The sequence below is a fragment of the Pedobacter psychrodurus genome (genome assembly GCF_032678585.1).
Classification (GTDB): Bacteria; Bacteroidota; Bacteroidia; order Sphingobacteriales; family Sphingobacteriaceae; genus Pedobacter; species Pedobacter psychrodurus_A.
The window spans coordinates 1-13,629 of the sequence record NZ_JAVTSN010000054.1 but is presented as its reverse complement, the minus strand read 5'-3'; the positions used below and the strand labels follow the sequence as shown (position 1 = coordinate 13,629).

9 protein-coding genes are annotated in these 13,629 nt (G+C 41.4%); 6 read left to right on the top strand and 3 right to left on the bottom strand.

Annotated elements, in window-relative coordinates:
• Window positions 1-2: 2 nt before the first annotated feature.
• The 4 genes from R2S57_RS25950 to R2S57_RS25935 all read left to right on the top strand — a co-directional run bounded on the left by R2S57_RS25950 (window position 3) and on the right by R2S57_RS25935 (window position 5,198).
• Window positions 3-656 (top strand): LysE family transporter, encoded by a 654-nt coding sequence (locus R2S57_RS25950; RefSeq protein WP_316847835.1) that lies wholly within the window; start codon window positions 3-5, stop codon window positions 654-656.
• Between the two features lie 376 nt (window positions 657-1,032).
• Window positions 1,033-1,875: a metallophosphoesterase family protein gene (locus R2S57_RS25945; protein WP_316847834.1), complete on the top strand. Its 843-nt coding sequence runs from the start codon at window positions 1,033-1,035 to the stop codon at window positions 1,873-1,875.
• A 16-nt stretch (window positions 1,876-1,891) separates the two neighbouring features.
• Window positions 1,892-2,731, top strand: a complete 840-nt coding sequence (locus R2S57_RS25940) for a hypothetical protein (protein WP_316847833.1) — start codon at window positions 1,892-1,894, stop codon at window positions 2,729-2,731.
• A 25-nt stretch (window positions 2,732-2,756) separates the two neighbouring features.
• Entirely contained in the window at window positions 2,757-5,198 is a 2,442-nt protein-coding gene (locus R2S57_RS25935; RefSeq protein ID WP_316847832.1) for a bifunctional YncE family protein/alkaline phosphatase family protein, read from the top strand.
• A 136-nt stretch (window positions 5,199-5,334) separates the two neighbouring features.
• Here the strand turns inward: R2S57_RS25935 and msrA are convergent, their stop codons facing one another.
• The 3 genes from msrA to R2S57_RS25920 all read right to left on the bottom strand — a co-directional run bounded on the left by msrA (window position 5,335) and on the right by R2S57_RS25920 (window position 8,495).
• Entirely contained in the window at window positions 5,335-5,823 is a 489-nt protein-coding gene (msrA, locus tag R2S57_RS25930; RefSeq protein WP_316847831.1) for a peptide-methionine (S)-S-oxide reductase MsrA, read from the bottom strand.
• A gap of 548 nt (window positions 5,824-6,371) precedes the next feature.
• Entirely contained in the window at window positions 6,372-7,247 is an 876-nt protein-coding gene (locus R2S57_RS25925) for a hypothetical protein (protein WP_316847830.1), read from the bottom strand.
• A 3-nt stretch (window positions 7,248-7,250) separates the two neighbouring features.
• Window positions 7,251-8,495, bottom strand: coding sequence for a YdcF family protein (locus R2S57_RS25920; protein WP_316847829.1), 1,245 nt, complete (start codon window positions 8,493-8,495; stop codon window positions 7,251-7,253).
• Between the two features lie 324 nt (window positions 8,496-8,819).
• Between R2S57_RS25920 and R2S57_RS25915 the strand changes: the two genes are divergently transcribed.
• Together R2S57_RS25915 and R2S57_RS25910 are read left to right on the top strand one after the other, a co-directional pair.
• Window positions 8,820-12,092 carry a TonB-dependent receptor gene (locus tag R2S57_RS25915; protein WP_316847828.1) on the top strand — a complete coding sequence of 1,091 codons (3,273 nt, stop codon included), beginning with the start codon at window positions 8,820-8,822 and terminating at the stop codon, window positions 12,090-12,092.
• Between the two features lie 10 nt (window positions 12,093-12,102).
• Window positions 12,103-13,629, top strand: a 1,527-nt coding sequence (locus R2S57_RS25910) for a RagB/SusD family nutrient uptake outer membrane protein (protein ID WP_316847827.1), incomplete at its 3' end; no start/stop codon positions are given.

The window sequence follows — 13,629 nt, the reverse complement described above, 5'->3', positions numbered from 1 at the left end:
CAATGCTTTTTCTAACGTTTTTCATCGGCATCATTCTCAATGCCATGGGTTATATACCCCCGGGCAACATCAATCTAACAGTTGCGCAGCTTGCCATTAATAAGGGCATGCGGCAGGTTTGGTATTTTATCCTTTCCTTTTCTTGTGTAGAAGTGTTTTTTACCTTTGGGATGATGCGCTTTGCAAGATGGGCCATGAGTGATATCAATCCGAACGAAGCGGTAAGCGAAGTGCGTTTAAGCACTTTGGTTGATTGTTTTATGATTGTGATGTTTTTGGTGATGGGTACTATTACCTGGAGAAATCGGAAAAAGGCACCTAAAACGAGTAATAAAAAAGAGGATAAACGCAGTGGAAGCGTTTTGTACGGTCTTATTTTAGGGGTGTTAAACCCTGTTCAGATCCCGTTCTGGTTGTTTTTCGGCAATTATGTGATTTTACACCAATGGATCGAAACTGATTACCTATCCTTAGTTATTTTTAGTTTAGGTTCTGGAGTTGGTTCTTCGCTAGCACTTTATGTATATGCGCATTTTGCGACTTATATTCAGGAGAAGTTTGCCCTGAGCAGCTTGATCATCAATAAATCGATTGCGATATTTCTGTTTGCTTTGGCCGCTTATCTGGTTATCAAACAGGCGATCGTTATTCTGTAAAATCTAATTCCAAGGTCTGTGTCCCCACAGACCTTTAGTTTTTAACCTTTTCATTACAAAACTATTGTTTTTCGTTCTGTGAGGACACAGACCGAGGAATAGATAATTTGTTAAAGGTCCTTCGACAGGCTCAGGATGATATGTGCTTCTGTATTTTACAAAATAAATACATCCTTTTTTAATTGTCAGTCTGAGCTAGTCGAAGCCCCATGAAACTATAGGTTAAATGATCTCAGCTTAGCAATCGTTGAATCTTTCTGTTATAAAATTGATACACAATTAGCGTTCTGTTAACCTAATCATAACATTAAATTTATGTTTAAGAAGCCTGATCAAGCTAATATTGGGCTTTGATACAAAACATATTTTTATCCTTATGTCTAACAGACGATTTTTCCTGAAAAATAGTTTGGCTGCCGCTGTAGTGGCCAGTATTTCACCAGTTCTTTCCTCATTTGCCGAAGAGCACCCGGCGCCTGCCAGATCGGGCAGAACACCTAAACTGCGTTTTGCCATCGCCTCCGATGGGCACTATGGGCAGCCGGGAACGGAATATAAACTCCACCACGAAAATATTGTGAAATGGTTGAATGAATCGCATGATAAAAACCCGTTGAATTTTGTAATCATCAATGGCGATCTGGTTCACGACAGGCCTGATTTATTACCAGAGGTTAAAAAGGAATACTATGATAAACTTAAGGTTCCTTTTTATGCCATCCCAGGTAATCACGACCATGCAGATACGAAAATCTGGAAATCGGTTTTTGGTTATGAAGATAACTTTTCTTTCGAGAAAAATGGGGTAGGTTTTATACTGACTAACACCTCTGATACCAAAGGGACGTATTTATGCCCCAACAATGATTTTTTAAAACAAGAGCTCGATAAGTTTAAAAACCTGAAGACTGTTTTTGTGGTACTGCACATCCCACCGCATTTTTGGGTGCCCGAAAGTCCATTTGTAGAATGTCCGGATACGATCAAATTATTACACAGTTATACAAATGTGAAAGCGGTATTCCATGGGCACGACCATAGTTTAGACGCTGTTTTTTACACCGATAAATTGCCGCATTTTTTCGATGCACACATCGGCGGGAACTGGGGAACGGCCTATAAAGGTTACCGGATTGTAGAGGTTGATGAGGATGATAAAATACAGACCTATCAGGTGAATGCAAGTGGATCACCATTGTTAAATGAAACCAAATTCTAACAGATAAAAAATAGAAATGAAAAAGACATTTTTGATGCTCATGTTTGCAGGTACTGTTTTAAACTGTGCAGCACAGAAAATAGGAGATACCAGGCAGGAGATCAAGACCGGGACTGACGCTGCGCAACCCTTTCTGTTTTCCTTAAATACCTTAACTGCAGAAAACCCGCGCTGGAACATCCATTATTCTGGCAGTTATGGCGAAAGAACAAATGGCCAATTTGGTTATGATGGTTTAGGACAACAGTTTGGTGTTAAAGGTTACCTGGGGAGCAGATTTACCCTGTATGCAACAGCAGCAATTGGTTTTGCCAATTCGGGTGGTGTTACCTCTGCCGAACAGGCCGAAGTAATTAGAGATATTGTTGGTGGCAAAGGTATTGCAGGTTTCAGACTGGGTGCAGGTTTAGGCTTAAGTAGAGACTGGTCTAACACAGGTTCGGCAATTAGCCGCATTACGGCTGCATTTGATCGGACAAACTGGAGAATGGCGGGTAATTTGCGTTTCGAAAAAGCATTTGATAAAACCAGAGATAAACTCGACTTCATTAGCAGTTTTGGTTATCAGCACCGTGTTTCGAATGTTTTATACCTTGGATTTGAAGCCTTGGGTCAGGATCTAGAAGGGCTTTGGGAAAAAGATGAAGCTGAAGGCGGAGCAAAAGTAATGATCGGGCCGTCAATCAGTCTGGAGCCAAACCATTCTAAACTTTCGTTCTCCATTTCTGGCGGACCAGTTTTTTATGCCACACGCAGTCAGGTGATTCCATCAGAGGCGATCCGCGAAATCGGTTCGGTAGCCTCGGGCAATGGTTATACCATCAGGGCGCTGGTTAACTTTAATCTTCATCGTTAAGGCATTTCCAAATCAATTTAAGAACATGAAAAAATCATACCTGTTTATATTATTAGGTTTCCTTTTTATCCAAAAGGGATTTGCACAATGGCCTGGCAAAAACGAAAGTACCCAGCAGATTTTATTGCCAAATGGATGGAAACTGAGTCCGGCGGGACATTCCCTGCAATTGGGCGATCTGCCTTTAAATATGCAACTGAGCAGTTCGGGCAAATACCTTGGGATTACCAATAACGGGCAAAGTACGCAATCGTTGCAATTGGTAGATGCCAAAACGGAGAAAATTATCGACGAAAAAGTGCTGAGCAAATCGTGGTACGGCATTGCTTTTAGTAAAGATGAAAAACACCTTTATGCCTCGGGGGGTAACGATAACTGGATTTTAGACTTTAATATCCAGAACGACAAGCTGGTTAAAAGCGATACGATTAAACTCGGTCCGATCTGGCCAAAGGGAAAGATCAGTCCGGCGGGGATTGTGGTCAATAAAAGTAACACTAAACTGTATACCGTTACCAAGGAAGACAGCAGTTTATACATCATCAATCCAGGGGAGAAGCAGATCCTGAAAAAGATCCAGCTTCCGGCAATTGCCTACAGCTGTGTGTTATCAGCAGATGAAAGCAAACTTTATGTTTCACTTTGGGGCGGGAAATCTATTGCGGTGATCGATCTGGTTACAGAAAACATATCAAAGCTGATTCCGGTTGGCGATCACCCGAACGAGCTTTTACTCAATAAAAAAGGGAATATCCTGTTCGTAGCCAATGCGAATGATAATACAGTTTCGGTCATCAATACTTTAAACCATAAGGTAATCGAAACCATTGCCACTACACTTTATGCTACACAGTTAACCGGCTCGACTACTAACGGTTTGGCTTTGAGCAGCAATGAAAAAACGTTATATATTGCCAATGCTGATAACAACTGTTTAGCTGTTTTCGACGTAAGCAAACCGGGGGTGAGCCAGAGCCAGGGCTTTATTCCGGTAGGCTGGTATCCAACAAGTGTTAAAGTGTTAGGCTCGAAAATTTTGGTGACCAATGGCAAGGGCAATACCTCTATGGCCAATCCTCAGGGACCACAGCCAATTTCGAAGGTAGATAACAGTGGTTACCATATGGGCAGCACAGCGAATAGCAGGTTACAATATATTTCCGGTTTGTTTAAGGGCACCTTATCTTTTATTGATGCGCCAAAACCAGAGCAATTAAAAGTGTACACCAAACAGGTTTATGCCAATACACCTTTTAGCGATAAACGTACAGTTACAGCCGATGGTGAAGCCGGAAATCCCATCCCGCGCAAACAAGGTGAAAAATCGCCGATTAAACATGTATTTTATATCATTAAAGAAAACAGGACCTACGATCAGGTGCTTGGCGATATGCCAAAAGGAAACGGCGATTCTACTTTAACGCTGTTCGGTAAAAAGATTACGCCCAACCAACATGCCTTTGCCGATAACTTTGTGTTGCTCGATAACTTTTATGTTGATGCTGAGGTAAGTGCAGATGGACATAACTGGAGCATGGCGGCTTACGCCACCGACGTGGTAGAAAAAACCTGGCCAACCAGTTATGGTGCACGTGGTGGTAGCACAAGTTTTGAAGGTGGCAGGCCTGTTACCTATCCAAAAGGAGGTTTTATCTGGGATTATTGCCAAAGGGCAGGAGTGAGCTACCGCAGTTATGGCGAATTTGGCGATTATGGCAAGGCGAATATTAAATCTTTACAGGGACACATGTGTGCCGCTTCGCCAGGTTTTGATATGGACATTAAAGATCAGGTAAGGGTAGATGCCTGGCAACATGATTTCGATTCGTTATTGGTGGCCGGAGTGGTACCTCAGTTTAACACCTTAAGGATTTCGAATGACCATACCAGCGGACAAAAGAAAGGGAAATACTCGCCACAGGCTGCAGTTGCTGATAATGATTTGGCCGTTGGCCGTATATTGGAACATTTATCGCACAGTAAAATCTGGAAAGAATCGGTGGTTTTTATATTAGAAGATGATGCCCAGAACGGCCCCGACCATGTGGATGCGCACCGTTCGCCTGCTTATGTAGTTGGCCCATATGTAAAAAGGAATACACCTGTGCACACGATGTATTCTACTTCGGGATTTTTAAGAACCATGGAGCTTATTCTAGGGCTGCCGCCAATGAGTCAGTACGATGCTGCCGCAATGCCGCTTTACGAATGTTTTACGGCGAAGCCTGATTTTACACCTTACACGGTACTGCAACCGCTTATCGATTTAGATACGAGAAACGTTGCGGTTAACGAAAGCAGTAAACGCTCTGAACTGTTCAATTTTGCCAAAGAAGATTCGGCACCAGATTTGGATTTAAATGAAGTGGTATGGAAATCGGTTAAAGGTGAGCAATCAGTAATGCCAGCACCAAAGCGAAGTGCTTTTGTGATATTGGAGAAAAAGAAAAAAGACGATGATGATTAGTTGTTGGTCATAATCCCTTATCAAACAAAAGAGGCAATTTTCGTTTAGAAAATTGCCTCTTTTGTTTATTGATTTGCCTCCATGGTCTGTGTCCTCACAGACCATTTGTTTGCATGCACTCGAATGAGAATTTTATTTACAGTTTCCAGTCTGCTCTTTCGAAGTGACAGGTATAACCATAAGGGTTTTTCTGCAAATAATCCTGGTGTTCTTCTTCAGCGTTCCAGAAATCGGTTTCGGGTACTACCTCGGTTACAATTTTGCCTGGCCATTTGCCCGAAGCATCCAATTCGGCTATCAATTCTTTAGCGGTTTTTTCCTGTTCTTCACTATTGAAAAAAATGGCAGAACGGTAAGAAGTGCCTACATCATTGCCTTGTCTGTTGCGTGTACTTGGATCGTGGATCTGGAAGAAGTATTCTAATAATTTACGGTAGCTTAAAACAGTTGGATCAAAGGTAACTTCAATGCCTTCAGCATGTGTGCCATGGTTCCGGTAAGTGGCATTGGGAACATCACCACCTGTATAACCTACTACAGTAGAAGTAACACCCGGGTAATGACGGAGCAGTTCTTCTACTCCCCAAAAGCAGCCGCCTGCAAGAATGGCTTTTTCAGTATTCATATATCTTTCCTTTTTTTTAATTACATAAAGATACGGCGAAGATGTGTAAAAGGAAAGTAAAGAAGGGAGCTGTGAGTTGTATGGTTTCTTCGGTAAGGGGAAATCTGGTGAAGTAAATAGATTTTTTAGTATTTGGAGCGCGGGGGCAGTGCAATACAGGAAGTTTCTTCCCGTTTTACGTTTATACGCTTCGCTTCCTCGTTCCTCGTCGCTGCAGGGTAACACTTCTACCGGGGCTAAATGGCCAGAGCAGTATTATATTTTTGGGGTTGCAGTGTGCACAAACCCTGGTTTATAAACCTGACAGCAGCGACAGCCTCCGATTTTTTCTATCGGAGCAATAGCGAATGGCGGGACTGCATACCGCCAAGAACCACAAGCCAATATTTTCCTAATTTAAAGAAATAGTGGGTATTTATGAGACACCAACCGATAGGATGATGTGTTATTGTATTGCTGTGATATCGCTTTGCGCCAGACGCCTATCGCCAGGCTGTTCGCTAATTGTTTTTATTGCTGGATTGTTCCTTTGAACTAAACGCTTATCGCTAACCGCCAACCTTAAACTCCATAAAACTCACATTGTTTTTGCGCGAAGAGCTTACAGCGATGCCCTTATCGGCCTTGTCTGTAAAGGTAAAACCTTCAAGTTCGTCAAGCTTATCGGTGTCTATAACTTTAATGACAGATTCCTTTCCACTATTTATCGATTTAGCCAGATCAAGAAAGGTCAGTCTCCATTTTCGCCCTTCAATTTGGTTCTGGATTAAAACCAAAATGCCTTTATCAGCAATATAATGTAAGTTCTGTACCCATGGTGAGCAGGTAAATTTTTTGAAGAGGATTCCCTTTTCACTTGTTTTATTGGCTTTAGATAAGGCTGCGGGATTGTACAAACGCACCTCATTGGCTTTATTTCCATAATCAGCTGTTGCGACGAACCACTTGCCTTTATAACTCACATATTCTGGTCGCGTACCCTGGATACAGGCATCATCTTCAATGGTTTTAACCAAATTTCCATCCAATGTTTTCGTCTTTAAAAAACCTTGCCAGTTGATAGAGTTAATCACCGCTTTCCACACCGTACCTTCTGCATTTTGCTTTACCGAATTACCCACAAATGTGGGTAAGCCCTTGTGGTAAGCAATGCCGGTGGGATGTTGGATGATATTTTCGCCTTTAACGGTGAACTTGTATTCCTGATGCTGGTAAATCAACGAGTCTTTCTGGAGCTTATACCCGCGCATTACACCCACCTCTCTATCGCCGTAAAGAAAATAACGTCCATTTTGGTAAGAAATACCCTGGCAGGCGCCTAATGAATCAACTGTAATTGTTTTGGTAATTTTTCCATCTGTATTGTTGTATCTGCCCACAAAAAACATCACGATCAGTACTAAAATTGGGTTTAATGTTTTCATATACTAAGGATCTAAAGGTTCATCAAAGTCAATTTGTAAGGATGTGGTATTTAAGTAGAATTCTGACTCGGTATCACTTAAACGTTTTCCATTTTTATAAGGGTAATAGCCAAGCTCTTTTTTACAGCGTTCGAGCAGAATATCGGTGATATAATAACTCTGCGATTTTACGGTACAGGCTAAACCGGGTTTATCTACCGGTATCCCGTATCTGAACATCAGCCGGGCACAGTTACGCAGGTTGGTGGTGGTATGGCGGGCATGAGGCTCCATAATAATGGCGCTTTCGGGTATCTGAAGGGTTTCCATTAAAAACTTCTTCATTTCGTATGCTTCGCTGAACTTGGTTTTATAAGGGTGAACGCGACCGCCCGATACTACAATAAATGGCGCTGCACCTTTTTTATACTGTATGGCCGCTAAGCGGCAACGGATCATTCCGCCAGGGCTAAGCGCAACCTCTTTTTCCTCCGGACCAGCGCCCGGCACCAGGATTACGCTGTAAGGATATTTCTTCCAATCTGTTTTTTTGATCTGGTTAATGCCGGCAAGGTTTACACCTTTAGCCATCGGCTCGTAATCGGTGGCATCATTACGTTCATTTAGTTCTAATGCTTCCAGTGCAAATAACATCGCGGGTTCGAAAAAGAGCTTATTATTTTGTAAGGCTAACCACGCATTGGCCGAGGTAAGTTCTGCAAACTCTTTATCCTTTAAATTAAAGCTGATCGAGTCTATTTTCGGGTAATTGGGTTTGTTTCCTTCTACATAAACACCAATTGCATAATTAATGGCATGAGCATCTTGTTCCCAGGCTTTAATTAAAAGGGTTTTGTGTTGTTCTTTGGCAAACATGGCATAACAACCTGAGGGGATGAGATGGTTTTTTACCAAACTCCCCAATAGATTATTTTCGGTATAAAGCAGGGCCAAACGGTTCCCGATACTGGTAATTTCCGCATCGGTAAACTTTAAGGCCCTGGCATAACAGGCAATATCTGTTTTGCAGGTTTTAACTGCTTCGTTTACCTGTGCTGTTTTTAAGTTATAGAACTTGTTAAGCGCTGTATCTGTGCTGAGCATTTTGTGCAGCCCGGGCAATTGCTGGAATAGCGTAAGCAGGTAATAATTTTTGTACTGTACTTCATTTCTGGTCTTGGTTAACTGATAAGACTGTTGTGGCAGATCCTGTGCAGATAAGCCTTGACAGAACAGGCAGACTACTAAAAGCGGATAAAGGAATTTCATTCGAAAAGTTTTGGAAGCAAATTTAAACTTTAGCCATTAAAGAAACATTAAGCGGTTGTTATGCTTTGATCTATAGTAAACCGATTTAGGAACTGTTTAATCCTACTTAATATTAATTTAAAGTACCCGTGTTGTTTGGTGTAAAGAGTTAACATAGGGGATACATAGTGTTAAAAGTACACTTATACTTTTGCGGCTGTAGAACGCTCAAAAAAATTACCCGTTAACCTTAAAAGGATAAGCCTATGTAAATGTGAAAATCTACGCTTCTACTTAAAAACAAAATCCCAATTATATTTCAAAACCATTACTAAGAACAAAAAGATGACATCATTTTTTTTAACCGCAAGCATAAACAGTGCTTGCAGGAAATTGCTTTTGCCTTTAGGCTTACTGGCCATCTGTAATTCCAGTGCAATTGCAATAAACCATGGAGTAGCTGCTTCGGGTTTGCACAATAAAAAATTTGCCACAGTAAGCGGAACGGTTACCGACCAAAATAACCAACCTTTACCTGGCGTGAGTGTTTTCGAAAAGAAGACAAAAAAAACAACTGTTACCGATCCCAATGGTAAATACTCCATTTCGGTTGAGGATGGAGCGATTTTAGTATTCTCTTATATCGGTTACGATAACCAGGAAGTTGCGGTTAATGGCCGTTTAAATATTAATGTTACTTTAAAAGAAAGCAGCAATACCCTAAATGAGGTTGTGGCCATTGGTTACCAGAAGATCAGAAAATCGGATGTAACCGGAGCAATCAGCAGTGTGAAAGCCAGCGAAATGAACTTAACTTCTCCTACTGTTGGCCAGGCCTTAGTTGGTAAGGTTGCAGGGGTACAGGTATCGCAAACCAGCGGTGCGCCATATTCGGGTACCAAAATCAGGGTGCGGGGTATTGGTTCCATTAACGCAAGTTCTGATCCTTTATATGTGATTGATGGTTATCCGGCAGGAAACAACGTATCCATCAATCCAGAGGATATCGAAACCATCGACATTTTAAAAGATGCGGCTTCTGCAGCCATTTATGGTTCAAGGGCATCGGGCGGAGTAGTGTTAATTACCACCAAAAGAGGTGCCGATGGAAAAGGAAAGTTTGAGTACGATGTTCAGGGTGGTGTTTCTCAGTTGGCTAAAAAAGTAAAATTACTGGATGCCAACCAGTTTATCCAGCTGTTAATCGACGGACGTAATAATGCCTATAAAGATTTATGGGTAAATGCGGGCAAAACCTGGAACGACGCTATGTTTGGCGATAACAATACTACCCGTATTGCCAATGTGGGTAATGGAAGTAGTGTAAGCATTCCGGCCGATCTTTACAACTTTAGTATACAACAGGCCATCCCTGCTGCCTATAATACCGATTGGCAGGACGAGTTGTACCGCAATGCAGCCTTTCAACGCCATAACCTTTCCTTTTCTGGCGGTACCAAAGACGTAAAATACTTTTTAAGCGGTGGTTATCAAGATAATGATGGTATTGTAACCAACACCAACCAAAAAGTAACCAACTTTAGAGGTAATATTGATGGCAAGGTGAGCGAGCGTTTACGTGTGGGCGCAAATATTTCTTATACACAGAATAATAACAGAGAGGTTCAGGAAGGACGTTATAATTTAAGTCCGATGATGTCGGCATTAATTTATTTGCCTTACCTGCCTGCAAGAGATGCGAATGGTAACCCTATTCAGTTTGGCATGGGTGCATTGTCTTCTCAATACGGTATCCAGAACCCCGAAAATCCTTTGGCTACAGTTGAGCAGTTAAAGATTACCAGAAAGAGCAATAGGAGTAATTATAATGCCAATGCTACTTACAAAATTTTAGAGGGGCTTAATTTTAAAGCTAACTTAGGAACACAAACATACAACGAGAAATACGATTATTATTTACCTACCAGCTTAAGTAGTGGCAATACTCCACCTTATTCGCCCGAATCGATTAGGGCTGCGAATGCGGTTGCACAAACGCTTAGTCAGGTAGACCAACTGGCCGAGTTTACTTTAAATTACAATAAAACCTTTGGCAAGCATAGCATCGATGTTTTAGCGGGGTATTCTGCTCAGAAAACATCAAGCGATCAGATCAGGGTAGCGGCAAGCGGATTCCAAAATGATTACATTGGTGAAATTACGGATAAAGGAGCTGATGCAGGTTTTTTTACACTAGACCGTAACAGAACTGGTAAAACGGTTACCACTTTACTTTCTTACTTTGGACGTTTCAGTTATAATTATGTAGGCAAATACTTTTTAACCGGTTCCTTCCGTCGCGATGGTTCATCAAGGTTTGGTCCGTTAAACAAGTATGGTGTCTTTCCTTCATTAGCTGCGGGCTGGAATTTATCTGACGAAAGCTTTTACAATAACTTTTTGGGAGAACAATCGAGGGTGAAGCTTAGGGCCAGCTGGGGCTTAAGTGGAAACAACAATATCCAAGATTACCGCACGCAGCAAGAGCTAACTGCACCAGGTGGTGCAGTTTTCGGAAGTGCGATTTCTACCGCCATTTGGCCAAGTAGCATTCAGGATAATGGATTGGGCTGGGAGTCTACCTCTCAATTCAACTTTGGCACCGATATCAGTCTGTTCAAAAACCGCGTATCGATCATGGCGAATTACTATTTAAGTTATTCTTTCAACTTATTGTTTAACCAACCACTTTCGGCCATTGCCGGGACATCTACAATTTTAACCAATCTTACCAATAGTAGGGTTCGCAATAAGGGTTTCGATTTGCAGATTGATGGCAAAATTATCCAAAATGAGAACTTTACTTTGGGCTTAAGTGGAAACATTGCGGCTAACCGGAACAAAGTTTTAGACTTGGGTGGTAACAGTACGATATTTACTGCTGGCGCAGAGCGTTCGTATATTACACACGTTACACAAGAAGGTCAGCCAATTGGTATGTTTTATGGATTTAAGGTTCTAGGCAGGATTACTGCCGATAATTTGGGCAAGGTTGCCCCATCAGCTTCTTCGACAAATCCAGCAAAAATTGGCGATTTATATTTTCAGGATACCGATGGCAACGGCATTGTAAATGATGCAGATAAAACCGTAATCGGTACACCATACGCAAAATTCACCTATGGTTTTGCCTTAAATACCTCTTACAAAACGTTTGATTTAAGGGCGTCTTTTAACGGATCGTACGGAAACGAGGTTTTAGATGGACAGGATTATTACCTGTACAACTTTGAAGGTTCTGGAAACCAATATGTAGAGGTTGCCGACCGTTATAGAAATGAGGCTAACCCTGGTAGTGGTTTAAACTACCGTGCATCGCGTGCAGGTACGCAAAGTAACAGCACCCGTTTATCGTCTTTCTATATTCAGGATGGATCTTACTTTAGGTGTACCAATATTACTTTAGGTTATAGTTTCCCGAAACAACTGGCCAATACGCTTAAGGTGAGTAATATCCGTGTTTATGCGAGTGTAGATAATGCCTTTACCATTACCGATTATAAAGGTTATAACCCTGAGGTAGATTATAGTGCAGGTAATAACCTTGCCCCTGGTGTAGATTATGGAAATTACCCATTGGCAAGAACCTATAACCTTGGTATCAAATTGACTTTTTAGAACTAAAGAAATGAAAAAACATATTTATAAAGTATTGGCCCTAAGTACAGTTTTAAGTTTGGGTGCCTGTAAAAAAGATTTTCTAAACCAACGTAACCCCAACGCCATTGCTGTAGTGAATTATTTCAAAACAGAAAATGATGTACTGCTGGCTGTTAATGGTGTTTACCAATCGCTAAGAAGCAGCAACACCCTTGGCGAAAATAGTGGTTTATTTACTGATGAACGCTCGGATGATGCGGGTAGAAATGATAACCAGAGTAATGCGGGCGAGCCATTTCAATTTAATGATTTTTCGCTTTTGCCAAGTAATTCTTATTTAAAGAGTCATTGGTTAGCGCTTTATGAAGCCATTGGTAGAACCAATGTTGTACTAACCAGTATTGATAAAGTATCTTTTACAAATGCGGCTACTAAAGAGAATTATAAAGCAGAAGCCAAATTTATCAGGGCGATTATGTACTTCGAACTGGTTAGGAAATGGGGGCCAGTACCCGTGGTAACCAAACAGCTTAGCACAGCCGATGAGGTAAGAGAGAATACTTTTCGTGTTCCTGAAGCTGATGTATACAATCAGATTGTAACCGATTTAAAAGATGCCCTTAACAGCACATTGCCGAATTTTCAAACGGGAGCGAATGTAGGTAGAACTTCGAAAGCGGCAATAAACGCTTATTTGGGCAAGGTGTATTTAACCATGGCGGCTACACTTTCAGCAAATAAGGCTGAGAATTTAACTAATGCGAATACTTACCTGACGGCAGGTTATAATATGAAAGCTTTCGGAAATCTTTCTGAAATTCCATATACCGATGTTTTTGACGTAGCTAAAAAAGCGACCTGTAAAGAGTTGATTTTCCAGATTTCTAATAAGCAGGGCGATATCAGTTTTAGCTCGAGCATTGCGGCAAACAACCAGGCCAAAGGCGAAACCATTAACTCGCTTAAACCATCTACAGGGATTGGTGGCAATGTAAAGCTTGATCTGATTAATGAATACGAAGCAAGCGATTTAAGGAAAGATTTCTCTGCTAAATTTGCCAATGATCCAACTGTAAAAGATTGGTTTATTACTAAATTCCGCGATGCGAGCCAAGGGGCAACCAATGCAGGTTATGGAGGCAACGATTGGATATTGATGCGTTATGCCGATGTAATTTTAATGCTTGCTGAAGTAAACATGTTGCAGGGCAATGATGCGGTGGCCATTCAATATTTAGATATGGTGAGGGCAAGAGCCGGAATGCCATTGTACGCTGAAGCCAAAACGGATGCCACTTATGCGGCTAAATTCCCAACTTTAAAGCTGGCTATTTTGCACGAGCGTAGGTCGGAATTTGCTTTTGAGCACCAAAGATGGTTTGATTTAATCAGGAATTTTACTGCTGCGGAGTTGGTTACTTATTTAAAAGCCAAATCACAATCATCATACGGTATTGCTAAACTGGCTAACGTTACCATTAAAGACAGGTATTATCCTATTCCTTTTGATGAGGTGAAATTAGATCCGGTTAAAATGTACCAGAATCTGGGATAC